Raw genomic sequence first — 19,529 nt, forward strand, 5'->3', positions numbered from 1 at the left:
TCGTTCACTCGGCCCCTTCCGCCGGTTTCACAAGTGCCACACTAACAACATTCGTCACATCCGCAACAGGTGCTGTCGGCGTTCAGGGCACAGGAGACCATCCCATCGTCCACCCGAAACGCCCGGGAGTCACGCAGGCCCGCCTTCGATTTCGTTTTTCGTCGGAGTGTCCCTTATGCTTGAGCGTCGGCAAGGGAAACCCCCTGGGACTCTCTTCGGCCCCATCGTTTAGCGGCCTAGGACGCCGCCCTTTCACGGCGGTAGCACGGGTTCGAATCCCGTTGGGGTCACTGATCCGATACAATTGAAAAGTTATGGCCCTGTAGCGCAGTTGGTTAGCGTGCCGCCCTGTCACGGCGGAGGTCGCGGGTTCAAGTCCCGTCAGGGTCGCTCTGAGCGTCGAGCCTTCTTTCGAGGAGGCTCTTCGTCTAAGAAGCGGCAGATCATGATGTGCCGCACGGCTCTGTAGCTCAGTTGGTAGAGCGCACGACTGAAAATCGTGAGGTCACGGGATCGACGCCCGTCGGAGCCACAAGGCTGATCGTTACAATCAGCCCAGAAACCCCCGCGTAGCTTCTACATCGCGGGGGTTTTGCTTTGCCCAGGGTCCGCGCAGTGCCCTCTGTTCACTCGGCCCGAGCCATCTCGACCTGGGCCGTCTGCCCCTGGATGGTGACCTCATAACTGATGACGCCCTTGTCGTATGAGAAGTTCTTGGTGGCGTCCTGCGACCCGAGAAGCGCGTTCTTCAACTTGGCCGTGTCCGCCTCAGAGGTCCACGTGAAGCTCGTCGAGCCGTCCTGCGGCACGACGACGGTGCCGACCCAATACAGCGCGGTCGTCTTGCCTCCGTCGATGACGAAGTCGATCGTGATCGTCTGACCGACGACCGTCGCCTCCATCCCGGACCCTTCGGCCTTCGAGTTGCTCTGCTTCCAAGTGCCTTCAAGGCTCACCGGGGTGGGCTTCGGTGCAGGCGCGGGTGTCTCGCTCACCGCTCGGCCACCGTCCGCTGAGCCGCTGGAAGAAGGAGCAGGACTACCTGCACAACCCGTCGTGAACAGGGCGAGAGCCAGAAGACTCGACGCGAGCGCAATTCGAAAGTGTCGCCGTGACATGGTGATGGATCCTCGTTATCAGGGCCGGGTGATCTCCGGCGCATCAGAACATCGGCTCGGATACGCCTCAAGAACCGAGCTGAGTGCGCTGCGGCCACGAGTTCCTCGCATCGCGGCCGATCCGAGGCTAGCAGTCACGAATTCCACCGCGCGCGCCCGCGGGATGATGGACCCATGCCCTTCTCCCGCTCCGAGCTGCTGTCGTTCACGGGCGGGACGCTCCCCGACCTGATCCCCGACCCGACCCGTCTGCTGTTCGTCGGCATCAACCCCGGGCTGCTGTCCGTGGCTGTGCAGGCGCACTTCGCGCCGCGCGGCAACAGGTTCTTCCCCGCGCTGCTGGCGGCGGGCATCGTCGACCGGCGCATCGATGCCTCTGCAGGGATGCTTCCTGCCGACGAACATCACCTCAAACACCGCGGCGTGGGCATCACCAGCATCGTCCCGGGTGCCTCGGCCAAGGCATCCGATCTGTCGAACGACGAACTGCACGAAGGCGGACGACGACTCCGTGCGGACATCCAGAACATCCGCCCGAGGGTCGTCGCACTGCTGGGCATCGGCGCGTACCGCACCGCCTTCGGCGCACCGCACGCGACCGTCGGCCGTCAGCCGATCGAGTGGGAGGGCACGGACGAAGTATGGGTGGTCCCCAACCCGAGCGGGCTCAACCGGCACTACACGACGGCGGCCCTCGCCGAGGCCTACCGCGAGGTCGCCGTGCGCGCGGGGATCGTCACCGCCTGAACGTCACCGCCTGAACGTCACCTTCTGACCGAAGAGGAGGGCCCGGCAGCCGCCGAGCCCTCCCGAATCAGACGTGGCGCGTCTAGTGAACCCACGCGGCCGAGGCGCTGCCCCAGCCGGTCTCGTCATCCCAGCCGGTTCCCACCTTCAGCGAGGTGGTCGCCCCGTCGAACGTGCGCACGGAGTACACGTACCCGCCCGAGGCGTCCACGCCGTTGACGAAGTCCACACGGATGGCGCCCGTGCCGATGCCCGCCCCGGTGACGTCGGTGAACCCGGCGCCGTGCGAGGAGTAGATCAGCGGGTTCAGCAGGCCGAAGCCCCGATGCCCGTTGGCCTGGATCTTCAGCGCGGTGATGCCGGCGAACAGCGGCGAGGCCAGGCTGGTCCCACCGATCCGGTAGGTGTCGTACATCGCCTTGCCGGAGAACGTCTGCGTCTGCCCCACGAGCATGCCCGTCGTGGGGTCGGCGTCCATCGCCACATCGGGAACCGCACGCCCGCCGTTGGGGCTGACGATGCCGGCATCCTTCTGATACGTCGGCTCGGGGACGTTGGACGAGTAGCCGCCGCCCCCGCCATACAGGAAGCCGCCGGCCGACGCCCACGTGCCGTCCGTCAGCGAGTACTTCGACGTCTGCCAGCCGGTCTGCCCGACCAGCCCGTCGGGCGTGATCGCGGTGGACGTGCCGCCGACGGCCGTGACATAGGGGTTGGATGCCGGATAGTCGGTCTGCGGGGTGCCGAGCGAGGTCACTTCGTCGCCGTTGTCGCCGCTGGAGAACACGTAGCTGATGCCCTGAGCGGCGCCCTGCAGGAACGCGGTGTCGTAGGCCAGCGCAAGCGAGGGCTTGGTGGCATCGCCCACGCCGCCCCACGAGTTCGTCACGATGTTGGCGAGGTTCTCGTCGTTGATGCGGTTGAACGTGTCGAGCAGGTCGGGATCCGTGCAGCTCTTCGCGGCGTAGTACCTCACGTTCGCCGCCGGAGCCATGGCGTGCACGGCCTCGACGTCGAGGGTCTCCTCGCCGTACCAGCCGGGCATGTCGCACTGGTAGGGCGAGTTGTTGCTGTTGACGTTCGTGTACGTGCGCGGGAGGCTCTGCGAGAACTGCCCCGCGGCGAACGGCTTGTCGCCGGTGTCGGTCGCGTACCGGTCGGCATCCGACGCGATCGTCGGCGACGCGTACGCATCGGTGATGGCCACCGTCACGCCGCTGCCGTCGTACCCGCCGGTCAAGCCCTTCTCGTACGCGGCGCGCAGCTGCGGGCCGGTGTAGCCGCACGGCGAGTAAGCCAGCGAGGCGCCCTGGAACTCCGGCAGCGTCGTCCCGTCGGGCGTCGGCATGTTCGCCGGCGTCGCGGATCCGTACCATTCGCCGCAGATGGGAGCGTTGCGGAAGCCGGCCGACGGGGGCGCGGGCTTCTGCGTCTGCGGCTTGACGATCGACGGGGTCGTGTCCAGCCCGCTGACGGCGATCACCGCACCGGCGAGGGATGCCGGAGTGCTGGCCGCGCCCGACGGAGCCTGCACGGTCTGACCGTCATGCCGGTACTTCGCCAGGGTCACGCCGAACGCCTTGTTCACGGCGCCGACTCCACCGGACACGTCGACGTAGCGGTGCTGCGGATCGACCGAGGCCTTCAGGCCGGCGCCGGTCAGCCAGGCGGTGACGGCGGACACCGTGGAGGCGCCGGCGTCGAACCGCGCGTGGTACTGCGCGGGTGTCAGGAACTGCCGGTACTGCGAGGATCCGGGCGTCGACACGGCGGTCGCGAACGACTGCAGCGCCGCCAGACCGCCGTTCGGCGCGAGGTAGACGCGGGCCTGCACGTTGCCGGTGGCGGGACCCACCTTCGCGGCGTGGGTCAGCCACCCGGGTGACGAGTTCGGGATCGGCGACGTGGGAGGTGGGGAGGCATTCGCGGCGGTTCCGCCGCCGAGTACTGCGAGGGTGGTCGCGATGACCGTGAGTGACACAGCGAGGACTGATTTACGCATCCGAATCTCCAGATGTTGAGTTCGGCATCGGCGGACGCCGGTGTCTGCGAGTGGCGATGATAGACCCGGATGCCGGAGGTCTGCCGTGAGTTTCGAGGCGGCCATAATGAGGAGGGATTCCGTCTGAGGGGACGGAGGCTGTGCAGATCGGCAGTGGATGATGATGAGGGCGAGACCGCGTCGATCCAGCATGCGCAGAGGAGCATGGCTGCTCATCGGCCTGGTCGCCGTGATCGCTCTGATCTCCGGCGCCGTCGGGGGCACGCAGACACCGGATGCCGCACCCGCAGCTGTGCCGACGGCGAGCGCGGGATCGTCGGCGCCGATGGACGCCGCGCCCGAAGCCACCCCGCAACCGACGCCGGAACCGACATCGCAACCGACCCGGACGCCGAGCGCCGCGCCCACGGCATCCGCAGACTCCGCACTCGCACTGCTGGAGACGCTCCCCATCAAGGGCCGCGCACCGAAGACCGGCTACGAACGCGCGCAGTTCGGCCCGCGATGGAAGGACGTCGACCGCAACGGCTGCGACACCCGCAACGACGTCCTCGCCGCGCAGCTGACCGACATCACCCGTCGCGGACGCTGCGTCGTGCTCTCCGGCACCCTGCACGACCCGTACTCCGGATCGACGATCGCGTTCGTCCGCGGGCAGAGCACATCGCAGCTGGTGCAGATCGACCACGTCGTCGCCCTCAGCGACGCCTGGCAGAAGGGTGCGCAGGCACTCACTCCCGAGCAGCGCACGGCGTTCGCCAACGACCCGCTGAACCTGCTGGCTGTGGACGGCTCCGCCAACGCGTCCAAGCGCGACGGGGATGCCGCCACCTGGCTGCCGAAGACCAAGGGCTTCCGCTGCGCGTACGTCGCACGCCAGGTCGCCGTCAAGACCGCCTACGACCTGTGGGTGACGCAGGCCGAGCACGACGCCATCGCCCGGATCCTGGCCGCCTGCCCCGCGCAACCCGCCCCGGCGCGATGACCGAGCACCCCGTCACGAGCCCGTGCCACACTGGGCGCATGATGGATGACCCGCGACAGAGGCGACGCCTGTCCGAGACGCTCGACGAGTTCCAGCAGGCCGAGGGGCATCCGGATTTCCGCGTGGACGTGGAGCGCATCCGCTTCTCGCCCTACTACTCACGGCTCTCCGCAGTGACGCAGGTGATCTCGCAGGCGGGAGCGGGACTGGCCGTGCACAACCGCCTCACGCACTCCATCAAGGTGGCGGCCGTCGCCCGCGCGATCGCCACGCAACTGTCCACGCGCACCGACGAGCCCGGCCGGATCGTCGCGGAGCTCGGCGGCGCGCATCCGGTGGTCGTCCAGGCCGCATCCGCCGCGCACGACCTCGGGCATCCGCCGTTCGGGCATCTCGGCGAGCAGACCCTCGACCGCCTGGCACGCGACAGGTTCGGCCTGCGGGAGGGCTTCGAGGGGAATGCGCAGACCTACCGCATCCTCACCCGCCTCGACGAGCACGACCGCCCCGGCGTCGGTCTCAACCTCACCGCCGCCGTGCGCGCCGCCGTACTGAAGTACCCCTGGCGGCGCGGCGAGGGCGGCATCCGACGCGGCGGCGCGAGCAAGTTCAGCTTCTACGCCGTCGACGAGCAGGATGCCAGGGACGCTCTCGCCGCGTATCCCCTGATCGAGCCCGGCCAGCAGACCGTCGAGTGCTCCATCATGGACATCTCCGATGACATCGCCTACTCGCTGCACGACCTCGACGACTTCTACCGCGCGGGCCTGCTGAACCCCGCCACGCTGTCCTCGGAGTTCCGCAGCTGGCATCACGGGCTCGCGAGTCTGCGGGCAACCGACACCGCCGATCTGACCGTCGACGCCCGCAGACCGGGGTACTCCCTGGAGCTGCTGTGGCGACGGCTGCAGGCGAAGGATGCCTGGATCGCCGACCCCGACGCCTTCGGCCAGGCGGTGGCGAAGGTCAAGGCCGAGGTCGTCGACGGACTCGTCGCGGAGCCGTTCGACGGGTCACTCGCCAGCGAGCGCAACCTGGCAGGGTTCACGAGCGGCTGGATCTCGCGGCTGCAGTCGGCCGTCGAGGTGCACCGGCATCCGGACATCCGCTGCGGCCACGTCGCGTTGAACCGGCAGGCGTGGCATGAAGTGGCCGTGCTGAAGTTCCTGCACGAGCGATTCATCCTCGAGCGTCCCGACCTCACCGTCTACCAGCGCGGCCAGGCGAGCGTGCTGGAGCGCCTGGTGGACGGCTTCACCGCCTGGCTCGACGACCCCCGAGACGCCCGGCGCGCACCTCGCCGGCTGATCGACCTGGTCGAGCTCGCGGCCGATGACCACCGCAGGCTGCGGCAGGACGCTCCCGAGCTGGTGGAGTCGCGGACGGATGCCGACCTGGACGCCCTCGCCCGCGGCCGGGGCATCATCGACTACGTCGCCTCGCTCACCGACACCCAGGCCATCTCGCTCGACGCCCTGCTGGCTGGGCGCACCGAGCGGCTGTGGGACGCGGGACAGGGTCTGTAGCACCGGGCTGCTCGACGAGAAGCCCTGTTCTTGAGGAACGCCGCTCCCCCGCACATTCCTCATGATGGAAATCGCGTCTCACGCCGGCTGTCGCGTGTCAGAGTGGAGGACACACCCTCAGGAGGCCAGCATGCGCGCAGTCGTCTACGACCAGTTCACCCAGGATCTCGATGCTCTGCAGGTGCGTGAGGTCCCCGAACCCAAGGTCTCCCCGGCATCCGTGCTGATCGACGTGCGCGCGGCAGGCGTGAACCCGGTGGACTGGAAGCTGATGGCCGGGTACCTCGACCCGATCATGCCCTCGCAGTTTCCGATCATCCCCGGCTGGGACGTGGCGGGAGTGGTCGTAGGCGTGGGCCTGGACACCCCGGAGTTCCAGGTGGGCGACGAGGTGATGGCCTACGCCCGCACCGACACGGTCGGCGGCGGCACGTTCGCCGAGCGTGTGGACGTGCCGGTGCGCGCGGTCGCGCACAAGCCGGCATCCCTCAGCTGGGAGCAGGCCGGCGCACTCCCCCTCGCCGGCGGCACGGCGCTGCGCACCATCGACGCTCTCGGCGAGCTGCACGCCCGCACTCTGCTCATCCACGGCGGCTCGGGCGGCGTCGGCAGCTTCGCCGTGCAGATCGCCATCGCCCGCGGCGCACGCGTGATCGCCACGGCATCCGAGGCCAACCACGACTACCTGCGCAGTCTCGGCGCCATCCCCACCACCTACGGCGACGGGCTCGTCGAGCGCGTGCGCGCGCTCTCCGACGGCGCGGTCGACGCCGTCGCCGACTTCGCCGGAGGGATGCTGGATGTCACCCTCGCCGTGCTGGCCGAGGGCGCTCCGCACGCGTCCATCGCCGACGCCTCGGTCACCGAGCACGGCGGGCGGCACATCTGGGTGCGCCCCGACGGCGCGCAGACCGCGCGCCTGGCCGAACTCGCCGACCAGGGCGCGCTGAAGGTGGAGGTCGCTCAGACGTTCCCGCTGGAGGGCGTCGCCGACGCCTTCCGCGCCAGCCAGACCCACCACGTGCGCGGAAAGCTGGTCATCGTCCCCTGACGACGGCCTGTCGAGACCTCAGACCTGTCGAGACCTCAGAAGACCTCGTCGTCGCCGGGCGAACGAACCGTGCGGCGCGAGACGTTCCCGCCGTCGGCGGTTCCCTCGGTGCGGGTGACGACTTCGGTGCGCCGACGGCTCACCATGAGGATGATGCCGATGAGGAAGGCGACGACGCCCGCGCCCATGAGAATGTAGCCGATCATGTGCAGGTCGGCCCATGGCACCTGCACGTTGAGAGCGAACGCGAGGATCGCGCCGATCACGAACAGGACGATTCCGGTTCCGATGGTCATGACGGTTCCCTTCGATCAGGGGCGCGAGGTCCGCACCCACCTGCTCCAGGGTTGCCGCAACGGCCGAAGAACACAAGGGGTTGACAGCTCCTAGTCGTCCCCGCTGTCCAGGCAGGGGCGCACGACCAGCACGACCACGACGGCCACGAGCGCCGCGCAGGTGACCAGCACCGACGAGGGCAGGAGCGGGTCGACCAGCACCAGCGCCACAGCCGCCAGCAGCACGGCATCCACCACGCGGTCGCCCACCTTCCGGATCGCCACGAACCAGATCCCCAGCAGGAACACCGCGATGGGGATCGCGACGGCGAACGCCGCCGCCCGCGGGGACAGCTCGGTCTGGCCGGTGAGCACGTTCACCTCCAGGCCGATGCCCACCGAGAATGCCGCCGCGGCGGCCAGCACGAAGTAGTGCGTGTAGCCATAGCGCAGCGAGCTCCACAGCGAGCCGATCGCGCGGTGATGCGGTGGCCAGAAGTAGATCCACCACAGCGATGCCGCCGCCACGAGCGTGAGCGCGGCGATCCCGATCAGCGGCAGCACTGAGTCGACTTCGTCCAGAGCGCTGATCACGGCCGTCGCCGATGCCAGCACCGTCTCACCCAGCACGATCAGGCTGAATGCCGAGTAGCGCTCGGTGATGTGGCGCGGATGCCACGGCGTGGTGCTGCGCCGCTCCGCGATCACTGGCACGGACAGCTCGGAGATGATCAGCACGGCGACGCCGATGTACCTGACGGGGCCCGCGGGCAGGAGCAGGAACGGCAGCCACAGCATCTGCACCACCGCCACGCCGATCGCGTACGTCAGGCTCGTTCGCCGAAGCGTGGGAGCGGATGCCGCCGCCCGCAGCCACTGCGCGATCAGCGCCACCCGCATCACGACGTACGCGTACACCAGCAGCCGCAGATCGCCGCTCTCGTAGGCCGGTCGGATGCCGGCAGCGAGCACGAGCACGCCGCTCATCTGCACGATCGTGACCACGCGGTACAGCCAGTCGTCGGTGTCGAACGAGGTCGCGAACCAGCTGAAGTTCATCCACGCCCACCAGATGGCGAAGAACACGATCAGGTACGTCGCGATGCCGTTCTGGAAGTGCCCATCGCGCAGCTGCTCATGCAGTTGCGACGACGCAATGCTGACGGCCACGACGAACACCAGGTCGAAGAACAGCTCCAGTGAACTGGCGGCGCGATGCGGCTCGGCGGGGTCGCGCGGCAGCATCCGGTTCAGACGGAACCTGGATGCCACCGCGTGCTCGCTCACGGGGGTCAGGATAGCGGCCGACCCTTCGACAGCCTCAGGGACCCAGTACGGAGTGCTACAGCTCGCCGGGGCGCATGGCCTCGGCGTCCATCGCCTTCAGCACGCGCAGGGCCGCGGTGTCGGAGGGCGGCTCGGTCGCGGCATCCGTCCTCCGCCGTCTCGGCGCATAGACCACCAGCGCGTGGAACAGGAACCGCGCGAAGAACGCCACCACCAGCGAGATGGCCGTCGCGAGCACAGCGGAGATGTGCCAGGTCTCGACCATCAGCGCCATCACGGGGATGCGCAGCGCCGCCTCGATGCCGTTGAACGAGGCGGATGCTGCGAACCGCACCCACAGTCGCGAGGCGTCGGCGCGCTCGTCGCGGAAGACGAACAGCTCCTGCAGCACGAAGTTGCCGATGATGGTCACCGCAGCACCGATGATCGCCGCGGGCACGTAGTCCATGCCGAGGTGCACGAGCGCCCACATGATGCCGATGTTGGCCACGGCGCCGATGCCGCCGATCGCCGCGAAGAGGCCCATCTTGCCGAAGCGGAGCCGTGCCAGGTGCGCGAGGAACATGGCCCCCTGGCGCAGGCTGGCCTTCGAGGTCCCGTGCCGGCGTGCACCGAACTCCATCGGCACCTCGGCGATGCGCAGTGGACCGCGCCGGCCGCCCCGGACGAGGATCTCCAGCAGGATCTTGAACCCCTCGGGCCGCAGCAGGTCGATGTCCAGTTGCGAACGGTCGACGAGGAAGAACCCGGTCATCGGATCGCTGCTGCGCCACAGCCGCCGCAGGAACATGGCCTTGGTCACGGCCGTCGCGGCTTTGGAGACCCCCAGCCGCACCGCCGTGCCGAGCCCGGTCGAGTCGCCCCCGCCGATGTAGCGGGAGGCCGCCACGACATCCGCATCGCCGTCGCCGAACCTGGCGAGCATGGCGGGGATGAGCTCCGGCGGATGCTGCAGATCGCCGTCCATGACCACGCACACGTCGTGCGCGGCCTCGGCGAGCCCGACGACCACAGCGCCACCCAGGCCGCCCGTGTTGTGCTCGCGGTGGATGCCGCGCACCGGGAGCGGGGCGGATGCCGCGACCCGCGCGATCTCGTCGATGGTGCCGTCGGAGCTGTCGTCGACGAAGAGGATCTCCGCGTCGAATCCGGCGAGCGCGGATGCCGTGCGCGCGACCAGCTCGGCGACGTTGTCGCGCTCGTTGAAGGTCGGCACGACCACTGTGACGGCTGGGACCGTGACGGAGGTGCTCATGCGCTGCCCTCCCCCGGGATCGAAGCCACCGCACACAATCGTGCCATCTTTCCCCATGAGCATCCTCCGCCCCGTGCCGGCACAGCCCTGCGGGTAAGGTGGCACGGGCCAGGAAACACGGTCGATGACGATGATGACGACGAGGAACTCATGACACTGCTCAGACATCCGGCGCACTGGTGGCGGGAGAACCGCCTGCCGCTGCTGGCCGCACTCACCACGATGTTCATCCTGCTGTTCACCGTCGGCGGCGCCGTCGGCATCGCGCACGCGGCGACCAAGCCGGCGGCGAACGACAGCGTGAAGGGGCAGACCTTCACCATCGCCACCGACACCACCTGGGCTCCGTTCGAGTTCCAGCGCGACGGGAAGCTGCGCGGCATCGACATCGACCTGATCAAGGCCGTCGCCGCCGACCAGGGCTTCGACGTCAAGATCGACGTGATCGGATTCGACGGGGCGCTGGCCGCCGTCACCGCCGGGCAGGCGGATGCCGTGATGGCGGGCATGTCCATCACCTCAGAGCGCGAGAAGCTGTTCGACTTCTCCAACCCGTACTTCGATTCCGGCATCCAGATGGCCGTCGCGAAGAACGACGACAGCGTCAAGGCCTACGCCGACCTCGCGGGCAAGACGGTCTCCGCCAAGACCGGCACCGAGGGCTACGCCTTCGCCGAGAAGCTCGGCAAGGAGTTCGGGTTCACGGTCACCGGCTTCCAGGATGCCGCGGACGCGTACAACGACGTCACCACGGGCCACTCCGCCGCCGTGTTCGACGACTACCCGATCCTGGCGTACGGCATCGCCACCGGCAACGTGGATCTGAAGACGGTCACGCCGCAGGAGAAGGCGTCCAGCTACGGCATGGCTGTGAAGAAGGGCGCCAACGAGGCCCTGCGCAAGGCGTTCAACGAGGGCCTGAAGAACCTCATCGACAACGGCGAGTACCAGAAGATCCTCGACGACTACCTCGGTGAGGCGGCTCCGAAGGCCGCCACCATCGGTGAGGGCAAGGCGGCTCTCGGCAACGACAAGCTCGACCCGGGCAAGCCCGGCGAACTGCCGAAGAACCCCGCGTTCGCGGTCGACACCCCGCAGACGCACGGCGAGTTCACCATCGCGACCGACACCACGTTCGCGCCGTTCATCTACCAGCTGGACGGCAAGAACGTCGGCATCGACATGGACCTGATCCGTGCCATCGCCGCCAACCAGGGCTTCAAAGTCGACATCAAGCCGCTGGGCTTCGATGCAGCCCTCGCCGCCGTCACCGCCGGGCAGGCCGACGGCGTGATCGCCGGCATGAGCATCACCGACGAGCGCAAGAAGGTCTTCGACTTCTCCGACCCGTACTACCAGTCGGGCGTGCAGATGGCCGTCGCCAAGGACAGCGACATCACCTCGTACAAGGGCCTGAAGGGAAAGACCGTCGCCGTCAAGACCGGCACCGTCGGCTACGACTTCGCCAAGAAGCTCAGCGCCGAGATCGGCTTCAAGGTCAACGCCTTCCAGGATTCCGCCGACATGTACAACGACGTGGCCACCGGCAACTCCGCCGCCACGTTCGAGGACGCTCCGGTGCTGCAGTTCGGCATCGCCTCCGGCAACGTGCCGCTGAAGATCGTGACGGATGCCGAACCCGGCGCCGACTACGGCTTCGCCGTGCTGAAGGGCCACAACGCCGAGCTGCTGAAGATGTTCGACACCGGCCTGCAGAACGCCAAGGACACCGGCGTCTACCAGCAGATCATCGACCGCTACCTGGCCAGCGACGACGCCGGCACCACCTCCGACAACTCGTTCTGGAGTCTGGTGAAGACCTCGATCGGCCCGCTGTCGCAAGGTCTCGTGCTCACCCTGCTGGCCACGGCGCTGTCGATCCTGTTCGCCATGATCCTGGGCATCCTGTTCGGCATCCTCAAGCTGTCGGCCAACCCGTTCCTGCGCTTCCTCGCGAGTGCCTATGTGAACATCTTCCGCGGCACCCCGGTGCTGGTGCAGGCGTTCTTCTTCTACTTCGGCGTGCCGGCCGTGACCGGCCAGCCCCTGGACGCCCTGACCGCCGGTGTGATCACGCTGTCGCTGAACGCCGGTGCGTACATCACCGAGATCGTCCGCGGCGGCGTGCAGTCGGTGGATCCCGGTCAGATGGAGGCCTCGCGATCGCTGGGCCTGGGCTGGGGCTCGTCGATGCGCCGCGTGGTGATGCCGCAGGCGTTCAAGATCATGACGCCCAACCTCATCAACCAGTTCATCATCACGCTGAAGGACACCTCGCTGCTGTCGGTGCTGGGCTTCGCCGAGCTGACGTACCAGGGCCGCATCGTGATCGCATCCACGTTCCGCTCGTTCGAGATCTGGATCGTCGTCGGCATCATGTACTTCATCGTGATCTGGCTGCTGACGGTGCTCTCGAACTGGGTCGACCGGAAGTTCAACAAGTAGGGGATGACCATGACGAACAACGAGCAGACCTACACGACTCCGGTCACCACCGCTTCGGGGAACCCCATCGAGGTGCGCGACCTGCACAAGTCCTTCGGGAAGAACGAGGTGCTCACCGGCATCGACCTGACCGTCGCCAACGGCGAGGTCGTCACCGTGATCGGCCCCTCCGGCTCCGGCAAGTCCACGCTGCTGCGCTGCCTGAACCGGCTCGAGGAGGTCACCAGCGGCGAGGTGCTGATCCTGGGCGAGAACATCGCCACGGCGAAGGGCAAGAACCTCGATGCCGTGCGACAGCGCGTGGGCATGGTGTTCCAGCACTTCAACCTGTTCCCGCACATGACCGCGCTGGAGAACATCGCGCTGGCGCCCGTCGAGCTGAAGATGCTCAGCAAGGCGGATGCCCGCAAGCGCGCCCTCGAGCTGCTCACCCGGGTGGGGCTGGAGGACAAGGCGGATGCCCGCCCGGCATCCCTCTCCGGCGGGCAGAAGCAGCGCGTGGCCATCGCCCGCGCGCTGGCGATGAGCCCCGGCATCATGCTGTTCGACGAGGCCACCAGCGCCTTGGACCCGGAGATGGTCGGCGAGGTGCTGCAGGTGATCCGGGACCTGGCGGCGTCGGGCATGACGATGGTGCTGGTCACGCACGAGATGGGCTTCGCCCGCGAGGTGGCCGACCGCGTGGTGTTCATGGCCGACGGGAAGGTGGTCGAGTCCGGCGCCCCGGCCGACATCTTCGACAACCCGCAGGAGGCCCGCACGCAGGACTTCCTGTCGAAGGTGCTCTGACGCCGGCGCTTCGACGGGCTCAGCGACCCAGCAACTGGGTCCCTGAGCCGGGCCCACGCGCCCCCGAGGCTCCGGGCGACGCGAAGCGGCGCTCGGAGTGGGGCGTGGGGAGCGAAGGGTCGCCCCAGCCACGCAAGACGGCTTTACCCTTGGAGTATGAGCATTCCTGCATCCGACACCATCACCATGTTCGGCGCCGCATGGTGCGGCGACTGCCGCCGCACCAAGAAGCAGCTCGACGAGCTGGGCATCGAGTACACCTACATCGACCTGGTCGCCGAGCCCGCCGCGGCCGACGTGGCCAAGGAGATCTCGGGCCGCACCAACATCCCCGTGGTCGTGTACCCCGACGCCAGCCACCACGTCGAGCCGTCCAACGCCGACGTCGAGGCCAAGCTGCGCGAGCTGTCGCTGATCTGACGGACTCCGATCGGACTCCGCGAGGATGGAACCCAGTCTCACTACCGCTTAGGCTGGGTTCCATCCCGAAGGAGACGAAGATGACTCAGGATGCCGCCGTCGCCACGGCGAAGGATTCGAAGAAGGACACCGGGCTGGATGCCGCCGAGCAGACGGCGCTGGATGCCGACATCGCGGTGCTGCAGCAGGGCTCGCGCACCTGGTCCGCGCTCACGGTCGCACAGCGCATCACGCTGCTGAAATCGTTGCGCACCAGCGTCGCGGCCACCATCGAGGACTGGGCGAACACGGCATCCGACTCCAAGGGACTGCGTCCCGGGCATCCGCTCCGAGGCGAGGAGTGGCTGAGCGGCCCCTACTCGGTGCTGGGTGCGCTGGACGCCTACGCCGACACGCTCGCCAGACTGGCGGCGGGCCGCAGCGCGCTGGACGGCCTGAGCATCGGCCGCGCACCGGGCGGGCGCACGAAGGTCGACGCGTTCCCGCTGACCGGCATCGACAGCTTCCTGCTGTCGGGCTTCACCGGCGAGGTGTGGCTGCAGCCGGGCATCACCCCCGACACCGCGCGCAGCGCGGCGGGTCTCGGGCAGTTGACGCCCGCCGCATCCGGCGGTGTGGGGCTGGTGCTGGGCGCCGGCAACATCACCTCCATCCCCGTTCTCGACGTGATGTACGAGCTGCTCGCGCACAACCGCGTGGCGCTGCTGAAGGTCAACCCCACGCAGGATTCGCTGGTGCCGGTGTACGAGCGGGCACTGGCGCCGCTGATCGAGCCGGGCTTCCTGCGCATCGTCCGGGGCGGGCCGGCCGTGGGCGCCTACCTGACCGGGCATCCCGATCTCGTGCATGTGCACATCACCGGATCCGCGGCCACCTTCGACACCATCGTGTGGGGTCCGTCTCGCGGGCCGAAGGCCGGGGCGACCACGCGTCGCAAGCGCGAGAATCGCCCCCTGCTGAAGAAGCCGATCACGGCCGAGCTGGGCGGCGTCTCGCCGATCATCATCGTGCCCGGGGAGTGGACCGACGCCGACATCACCTTCCAGGCCGAGCACGTGGCCACCATGCGGCTGCAGAACTGCGGTCACAACTGCATCGCCGGCCAGGTCGTGATCCTGTCGAGCGACTGGCCGCAGGCCGAGCAGTTCCGCGCCGCGCTGCGCCGTGCCTACGCAGGCGCCCCCGAGCGGCCCATCTGGTACCCCGGGTCGCCGTCGCGCCTGCACCAGGCCGCCGAGGACTATCCCGATGCCCTGGTGCTGGCCGACCGGCTGCTGGTCGAGGTCGGCGAGGGCCAGGACGCCGCGGCGCTGGAGACCACCGAGTACTTCGCGCCCGTGCTGGGCGTGGTGGAGCTGCCCGGTCTCGGACAGGAGTTCCTGGATACCGCGGTGGAGCACGCCAACGAGAAGCTGCAGGGCACGCTGGGCGGCAACCTCATCATCGATCCGGCGACCGAGAAGGCCCTCGGCTCAGGGTTCGAGCGGGCCATCACCGAACTGCGCTACGGCTCGATCGCCATCAACGCCTGGACGGCGGTCGGCTTCATCACCCCGACGCTCACGTGGGGTGCCTTCCCCGGCAGCACGCTCGACGACGTGGGCAGCGGCATCGGTGTGGTGCACAACGCCCTGCTGCTGGACGGCGTGGAGCGCTCGATCGTGCGCGGTCCGTTCCGCCCGTTCCCGCGGTCATTGCCTGTCGTGAACGGCGGCGGCCGGTGGACGATCCTGCCCACCCCGCCATGGTTCGTCTCCGCCCGCACCGCCGCCGACGTCAGCGAGGGCCTCACCCGCTTCCGCGCCCGCGGCGGCATCCTGGGCCTGGCGAAGACCCTGCTCCAGGCGCTACGCGCCTGAGTCGTCGAAACCCCTCCTGCTTGTCGAGACCCCTCGTGAACGACGTGAATCACGAGGGGTTTCGACGCTGATGAGGGGTTTCGACGCAGGATGCTGAGCGCGTTGCCAGCGCAGGATGCGGAGCGCGACGTCGGCGCGGGCGCCCGGCGGGAGTCACAGCACGGCGAAGCGGTCGGTGGCGGCGCGCAGCGCGCGCACGATGCCGGGTTCGGATGCCGAGTGCCCCGCGTCATCGACGATGACCAGCTCAGCCTCGGGCCAGGCCGTGTGCAGATCCCACGCGGTCATGATCGGCGTGCAGACGTCGTAGCGACCCTGCACGATCACCGCGGGGATGTCGCGGATCACGCCGACGTTGTCGATGAGCTGGCCCTCCTGCAGCCACCCGCCGTTGACGAAGTAGTGGTTCTCGATGCGGGCGAACGCCGTGGCGTGGGCGGACTCCGTCATCTCGGCGACGTGCTCCGGATCCGGCTTCAGCGTGATCGTGGACGCCTCCCACTTCGTCCACGCGACAGCGGCCGGCACGTGCACCGCGGGATCCGGATCGAACAGACTGCGGTGGTACGCCTCCATCATCCGGCCGCGCTCGACCGGCGGGATGACCTGCTCGTAATCGGCCCACAGGTCGGGGAACAGCGCCGCCGCCCCGCCCTCGTAGAACCACTCCAGCTCGTGCCGGCGCAGCGTGAAGATGCCGCGCAGGATGATCTCGGTGACGGCTTCCGGATGCGCCTGCGAGTACGCCAGGGCGAGCGTGCTGCCCCAGGAACCGCCGAAGACCTGCCAGCTCCGGATGCCGAGGTTCTTGCGCAGCAGCTCGATGTCGGCCACCAGGTGCCAGGTGGTGTTGTACCACAGGTCGGCATCCGGATCACTGGCATGGGGCGTGCTGCGCCCGCATCCGCGCTGGTCGAACAGCACGATCCGGTACACCTCGGGATCGAAGAACCGCCGGTGCCAGGGCGAGGTGCCGCCACCGGGTCCGCCGTGCAGGAAGACGACGGGCTTGCCGTCGGGATTCCCGCTCTGCTCCCAGTGGATGCGATTGCCGTCACCGACGAGCAGATCGCCCGTCTCGTACGGCTCGATAGGCGGATACAGCCCGTCCAGTTCCATGCTTCACTCCCCCGAGTAGCCCGTGACCGGGCACTTCCACCGTAACCTGAATCCGGCGTGCCACGCGGGACAGCGCCTCTCGCTAGAGCTTGACCCCCGGGGCGAAGGTGTCGCAGACGCCGAGGCCGTTCTGGTAGCCGTTGGCGAACCAGAACTGCCGCTGCTCGCTGGTGCCGTGCGTGAAGCTCTCCGGGTTGACGAACCCGGACTGCTGCTGGATGTGATCGTCGCCGACCACGTAGGCCGCGTTGACGGCATCCTTCAGCTGCGCCTCGGTGAACGTCTGGACGAACGGCTGGCCGTTGTCGTCCTTCAGCGTCGCGGCGTCCTTCAGCCACGCACCCGCGTAGCAGTCGGCCTGCAGCTCGGTGCGCACGCTGTTGCTGGTGGGCCCGGTGCCGTTGTCGGGATGCTTCTGCATGACGCCGGTGATGTTCTGGATGTGGTGCCCCCACTCATGCCCGACGATGTACAGCTGAGCAAGCGATCCCGCGGATGCCCCGAACTGCTGCTGCATGAGCTGAAAGAAGGTGGGGTCGAGGTAGACGCCCTGCTCCGGCGGGCAGTAGAAGGGACCGACGGCGTTGGATGCCGTACCGCACTGCGTCGCGGTCTGTCCGTCCACCATGGTCAGCGTCGGCTTGACGTAGCCGTCGACATGGGCGGCCCAGTACTCGTTGAGCATGAGCTCGGCACCGGCCATACGACAGGAGTCGTTCGTGTTGGCGTCCTCGCCCGTCTTGCACTCGGCGAGCGTGTTCACGTCGCTGGACGAGGACTGCTGCTGGTCGGCGCCGGGCGCGCCACCCACCAGGCCGGTGAGGTCAGGCCCGCCGAACATGGCGACCAGCAGTGCCACGATGCCCAGCACGCCCACGCCGCCCCCGGCGACAGCGACGGTACGGCCGCCGCGACGGCGGGTGGTGTTGCCCGAGATGTCGGCATCCGGATTGAACGTCATGCACAAAAGGTACCCCGCCCAGCGCCTCGAAACCCCTCAGCACCGTCGAGACCCCTCATGAACTGCGCGGCTCACGAGGGGTCTCGACGATCACGAGGGGTCTCGACAAATCATGAGGGGTCTCGACGATCATGAGGGGTCTCGACGAGAGACGTAGGCTCAGGACATGGCGACGACGATCACGATCACGGGGGCCGGCGGACAGATCGGCTACGCACTGCTGTTCCGCATCGCGGCAGGCGACATGCTCGGGCCGGATGAGCCCGTGCGTCTGCGGCTGCTGGAGATCCCGCAGGGTCTGAAGTCCGCCGAGGGCGCGGCGCTGGAGCTGCAGGACGGCGCCTTCGGGCTGCTGCAGCACGTGGAGGTGACCGACGATGCGGCAGTGGCATTCGACGGTGCGAACATCGCCCTGCTGGTGGGCGCGCGCCCGCGCGGTCCGGGCATGGAGCGCGGTGACCTGCTGGCCGCCAACGGCGGGATCTTCGGTCCCCAGGGCGCCGCGATAGCCGCGCATGCGGCATCCGACATCCGCGTGACCGTGGTGGGCAACCCCGCCAACACGAACGCTCTCATCGCGGCATCCGCGGCCGACGGCGTGCCCGCCGAGCGCTTCACGGCGCTCACCCGATTGGACGAGAACCGGGCGCGGGCGCAGCTCGCCCAGACGCTGGACGCCCCGGTCGCGGGCATCCGCCGGGTGCCGATCTGGGGCAATCACTCCGCCACGCAGTTCCCCGACGTCTCGCACGCGACGATCGACGGCGCGCCCGCAGCACAACGTCTCGCCGAGCGAGTAGGCGACGTGCGGGCGTGGCAGGAGCAGACCTTCATTCCGCGGGTGGCGAAGCGCGGTGCGGAGATCATCGATGTGCGCGGGTCGTCGTCGGTGGCATCGGCGGCGAGCGCCGCGATCGATCACGTGCGCGACTGGGTGCACGGAACCGACGACTGGACCAGCGCCGGCGTCGTCTCGCACGGCGAGTACGGCGTGCCCGAGGGGCTCATCTCGTCGTTTCCCGTGCAGTCGATCGATGGCGGGTGGCGGATCGTCGAAGGTCTGGAGCTGCATGCCTGGGCGCAGAGCCGGCTGGACGCGACCGTGGCAGAGCTGGTCGATGAGCGCGAGGCGGTCCGCGGGCTCGGGATGCTGTGAGCCCTCATCAGGTCGAAGAGGCCCGGTTCTCAACCGACTCGGGCAGAATGGATGCCGGAGGTGCCGCTCATGGCTGATGCGACGAACGATTCCGGACTCGACGCGGCGCTGACGAGCCCGCTGCACCTGCCGCACGCCGCCGCGACGTGCTCCCAGTGCCTGTCCAACGCCGACCACGACTGGTGGTCGGCCCGTCCCGAGGGCACTCGCCTGGTCGGGCTGGTCGTGGCGCGCGAGGGGATGCCGTCGGTCGTGCAGCAGCGCGAGGATCTGACCCGCTTCGGCGTGCCCATCGAGGGCTTCCGGCATCCGGCACCCGAGATCCTGGAGAGCTGGAGCGACCGGCTGGCCCGCCTGCTGGACACTCTGAAGAGCGGTGACGTGCTGGTCGTGGCCAACGTGCACGCCCTGGGCCGTGACCGCGACGAGGAGACCCGTACGGCGGCGGAGCTGCGCCGTCGCGGCATCATGGTCAAGGTGCTCAGCCACAATGCCCGGCACCTGGCCGACGCGGAGAGCTAGAGCCGGCCGGAG

The 19,529-nt window shown here is 68.5% G+C and carries 17 protein-coding genes and 3 tRNA genes; 13 read left to right on the forward strand and 7 right to left on the reverse strand.

Annotated elements, in window-relative coordinates:
- Positions 1 to 217: 217 nt before the first annotated feature.
- The 3 genes from Q0568_RS02510 (at position 218) to Q0568_RS02520 (ending at position 532) form a co-directional block, all read left to right on the forward strand.
- A tRNA-Glu gene (locus tag Q0568_RS02510) sits at positions 218 to 290 on the forward strand.
- Positions 291 to 316: 26 nt separating this feature from the next.
- Positions 317 to 390, forward strand: a tRNA-Asp gene (locus tag Q0568_RS02515).
- A 69-nt stretch (positions 391 to 459) separates the two neighbouring features.
- Positions 460 to 532: transfer RNA gene (locus Q0568_RS02520), tRNA-Phe, on the forward strand.
- A gap of 94 nt (positions 533 to 626) precedes the next feature.
- On the opposite strand, the gene Q0568_RS02525 is transcribed toward Q0568_RS02520, so the two are convergent.
- Positions 627 to 902 (reverse strand): hypothetical protein, encoded by a 276-nt coding sequence (locus Q0568_RS02525; RefSeq protein ID WP_298861720.1) that lies wholly within the window; start codon positions 900 to 902, stop codon positions 627 to 629.
- Positions 903 to 1,292: 390 nt separating this feature from the next.
- Between Q0568_RS02525 and Q0568_RS02530 the strand changes: the two genes are divergently transcribed.
- Entirely contained in the window at positions 1,293 to 1,865 is a 573-nt protein-coding gene (locus Q0568_RS02530; RefSeq protein WP_298861723.1) for a mismatch-specific DNA-glycosylase, read from the forward strand.
- Between the two features lie 82 nt (positions 1,866 to 1,947).
- On the opposite strand, the gene Q0568_RS02535 is transcribed toward Q0568_RS02530, so the two are convergent.
- Positions 1,948 to 3,846 (reverse strand): S53 family peptidase, encoded by a 1,899-nt coding sequence (locus Q0568_RS02535; RefSeq protein WP_298861726.1) that lies wholly within the window; start codon positions 3,844 to 3,846, stop codon positions 1,948 to 1,950.
- A gap of 211 nt (positions 3,847 to 4,057) precedes the next feature.
- On the opposite strand from Q0568_RS02535, the gene Q0568_RS02540 reads away from it, so the two are divergent.
- The 3 genes from Q0568_RS02540 (at position 4,058) to Q0568_RS02550 (ending at position 7,429) form a co-directional block, all read left to right on the forward strand.
- Positions 4,058 to 4,852 (forward strand): DUF1524 domain-containing protein, encoded by a 795-nt coding sequence (locus Q0568_RS02540; RefSeq protein WP_366941320.1) that lies wholly within the window; start codon positions 4,058 to 4,060, stop codon positions 4,850 to 4,852.
- Positions 4,853 to 4,890: 38 nt separating this feature from the next.
- On the forward strand, positions 4,891 to 6,378 hold the full coding sequence (gene dgt, locus Q0568_RS02545) for a dGTP triphosphohydrolase (RefSeq protein WP_298861731.1): 1,488 nt from the start codon (positions 4,891 to 4,893) through the stop codon (positions 6,376 to 6,378).
- Between the two features lie 130 nt (positions 6,379 to 6,508).
- Positions 6,509 to 7,429: an NADP-dependent oxidoreductase gene (locus Q0568_RS02550; protein WP_298861734.1), complete on the forward strand. Its 921-nt coding sequence runs from the start codon at positions 6,509 to 6,511 to the stop codon at positions 7,427 to 7,429.
- A gap of 35 nt (positions 7,430 to 7,464) precedes the next feature.
- Here Q0568_RS02550 and Q0568_RS02555 read toward each other — a convergent pair whose 3' ends face one another.
- The 3 genes from Q0568_RS02555 to Q0568_RS02565 form a co-directional block, all read right to left on the reverse strand.
- The gene (locus Q0568_RS02555; RefSeq protein ID WP_298861736.1) at positions 7,465 to 7,725 is read right to left on the reverse strand and encodes a DUF6458 family protein; all 261 of its coding nucleotides are present in this window, start codon (positions 7,723 to 7,725) and stop codon (positions 7,465 to 7,467) included.
- 90 nt (positions 7,726 to 7,815) lie between these two features.
- Positions 7,816 to 8,991, reverse strand: coding sequence for a low temperature requirement protein A (locus tag Q0568_RS02560; RefSeq protein WP_298861739.1), 1,176 nt, complete (start codon positions 8,989 to 8,991; stop codon positions 7,816 to 7,818).
- A gap of 55 nt (positions 8,992 to 9,046) precedes the next feature.
- The gene (locus tag Q0568_RS02565; RefSeq protein WP_298861742.1) at positions 9,047 to 10,246 is read right to left on the reverse strand and encodes a glycosyltransferase; all 1,200 of its coding nucleotides are present in this window, start codon (positions 10,244 to 10,246) and stop codon (positions 9,047 to 9,049) included.
- Between the two features lie 150 nt (positions 10,247 to 10,396).
- On the opposite strand from Q0568_RS02565, the gene Q0568_RS02570 reads away from it, so the two are divergent.
- From Q0568_RS02570 to Q0568_RS02585, 4 genes are all read left to right on the forward strand, one after another.
- Entirely contained in the window at positions 10,397 to 12,691 is a 2,295-nt protein-coding gene (locus Q0568_RS02570) for an ABC transporter substrate-binding protein/permease (RefSeq protein WP_298861745.1), read from the forward strand.
- Positions 12,692 to 12,700: 9 nt separating this feature from the next.
- Positions 12,701 to 13,480 carry an amino acid ABC transporter ATP-binding protein gene (locus tag Q0568_RS02575; protein WP_298861748.1) on the forward strand — a complete coding sequence of 260 codons (780 nt, stop codon included), beginning with the start codon at positions 12,701 to 12,703 and terminating at the stop codon, positions 13,478 to 13,480.
- Positions 13,481 to 13,636: 156 nt separating this feature from the next.
- Positions 13,637 to 13,900, forward strand: a complete 264-nt coding sequence (locus Q0568_RS02580) for a glutaredoxin domain-containing protein (protein ID WP_298861751.1) — start codon at positions 13,637 to 13,639, stop codon at positions 13,898 to 13,900.
- A gap of 80 nt (positions 13,901 to 13,980) precedes the next feature.
- Positions 13,981 to 15,759, forward strand: a complete 1,779-nt coding sequence (locus Q0568_RS02585; protein ID WP_298861754.1) for an aldehyde dehydrogenase family protein — start codon at positions 13,981 to 13,983, stop codon at positions 15,757 to 15,759.
- Between the two features lie 153 nt (positions 15,760 to 15,912).
- Here the strand turns inward: Q0568_RS02585 and pip are convergent, their stop codons facing one another.
- Both pip and Q0568_RS02595 read right to left on the reverse strand, forming a co-directional pair.
- Positions 15,913 to 16,878 carry a prolyl aminopeptidase gene (gene pip / locus Q0568_RS02590; protein WP_298861756.1) on the reverse strand — a complete coding sequence of 322 codons (966 nt, stop codon included), beginning with the start codon at positions 16,876 to 16,878 and terminating at the stop codon, positions 15,913 to 15,915.
- Positions 16,879 to 16,960: 82 nt separating this feature from the next.
- On the reverse strand, positions 16,961 to 17,839 hold the full coding sequence (locus Q0568_RS02595; RefSeq protein ID WP_298861759.1) for a neutral zinc metallopeptidase: 879 nt from the start codon (positions 17,837 to 17,839) through the stop codon (positions 16,961 to 16,963).
- 166 nt (positions 17,840 to 18,005) lie between these two features.
- Here Q0568_RS02595 and Q0568_RS02600 point away from each other — a divergent pair, with 166 nt between their 5' ends.
- Entirely contained in the window at positions 18,006 to 18,995 is a 990-nt protein-coding gene (locus Q0568_RS02600; RefSeq protein WP_298861762.1) for a malate dehydrogenase, read from the forward strand.
- Positions 18,996 to 19,064: 69 nt separating this feature from the next.
- Entirely contained in the window at positions 19,065 to 19,517 is a 453-nt protein-coding gene (locus Q0568_RS02605) for a recombinase family protein (protein ID WP_298861765.1), read from the forward strand.
- Positions 19,518 to 19,529: the final 12 nt, after the last annotated feature.

Source organism: uncultured Microbacterium sp. (assembly GCF_937927635.1).
Taxonomy (GTDB): domain Bacteria; phylum Actinomycetota; class Actinomycetes; order Actinomycetales; family Microbacteriaceae; genus Microbacterium.

What these genes read in the sequence shown, in the direction of transcription:
- Q0568_RS02555 (WP_298861736.1), bottom strand. Translation starts at nt 7,725, where the DNA reads ATGACCATCGGAACCGGAATCGTCCTGTTCGTGATCGGCGCGATCCTC.
- Q0568_RS02585 (WP_298861754.1), top strand. Translation starts at nt 13,981, where the DNA reads ATGACTCAGGATGCCGCCGTCGCCACGGCGAAGGATTCGAAGAAGGAC.
- Q0568_RS02580 (WP_298861751.1), top strand. Translation starts at nt 13,637, where the DNA reads ATGAGCATTCCTGCATCCGACACCATCACCATGTTCGGCGCCGCATGG.
- Q0568_RS02605 (WP_298861765.1), top strand. Translation starts at nt 19,065, where the DNA reads ATGGCTGATGCGACGAACGATTCCGGACTCGACGCGGCGCTGACGAGC.
- Q0568_RS02530 (WP_298861723.1), top strand. Translation starts at nt 1,293, where the DNA reads ATGCCCTTCTCCCGCTCCGAGCTGCTGTCGTTCACGGGCGGGACGCTC.
- Q0568_RS02525 (WP_298861720.1), bottom strand. Translation starts at nt 902, where the DNA reads ATGGAGGCGACGGTCGTCGGTCAGACGATCACGATCGACTTCGTCATC.
- dgt (WP_298861731.1), top strand. Translation starts at nt 4,891, where the DNA reads ATGATGGATGACCCGCGACAGAGGCGACGCCTGTCCGAGACGCTCGAC.
- Q0568_RS02540 (WP_366941320.1), top strand. Translation starts at nt 4,058, where the DNA reads ATGCGCAGAGGAGCATGGCTGCTCATCGGCCTGGTCGCCGTGATCGCT.
- Q0568_RS02550 (WP_298861734.1), top strand. Translation starts at nt 6,509, where the DNA reads ATGCGCGCAGTCGTCTACGACCAGTTCACCCAGGATCTCGATGCTCTG.
- Q0568_RS02575 (WP_298861748.1), top strand. Translation starts at nt 12,701, where the DNA reads ATGACGAACAACGAGCAGACCTACACGACTCCGGTCACCACCGCTTCG.
- Q0568_RS02595 (WP_298861759.1), bottom strand. Translation starts at nt 17,839, where the DNA reads ATGACGTTCAATCCGGATGCCGACATCTCGGGCAACACCACCCGCCGT.
- Q0568_RS02570 (WP_298861745.1), top strand. Translation starts at nt 10,397, where the DNA reads ATGACACTGCTCAGACATCCGGCGCACTGGTGGCGGGAGAACCGCCTG.
- Q0568_RS02565 (WP_298861742.1), bottom strand. Translation starts at nt 10,246, where the DNA reads ATGAGCACCTCCGTCACGGTCCCAGCCGTCACAGTGGTCGTGCCGACC.
- pip (WP_298861756.1), bottom strand. Translation starts at nt 16,878, where the DNA reads ATGGAACTGGACGGGCTGTATCCGCCTATCGAGCCGTACGAGACGGGC.
- Q0568_RS02600 (WP_298861762.1), top strand. Translation starts at nt 18,006, where the DNA reads ATGGCGACGACGATCACGATCACGGGGGCCGGCGGACAGATCGGCTAC.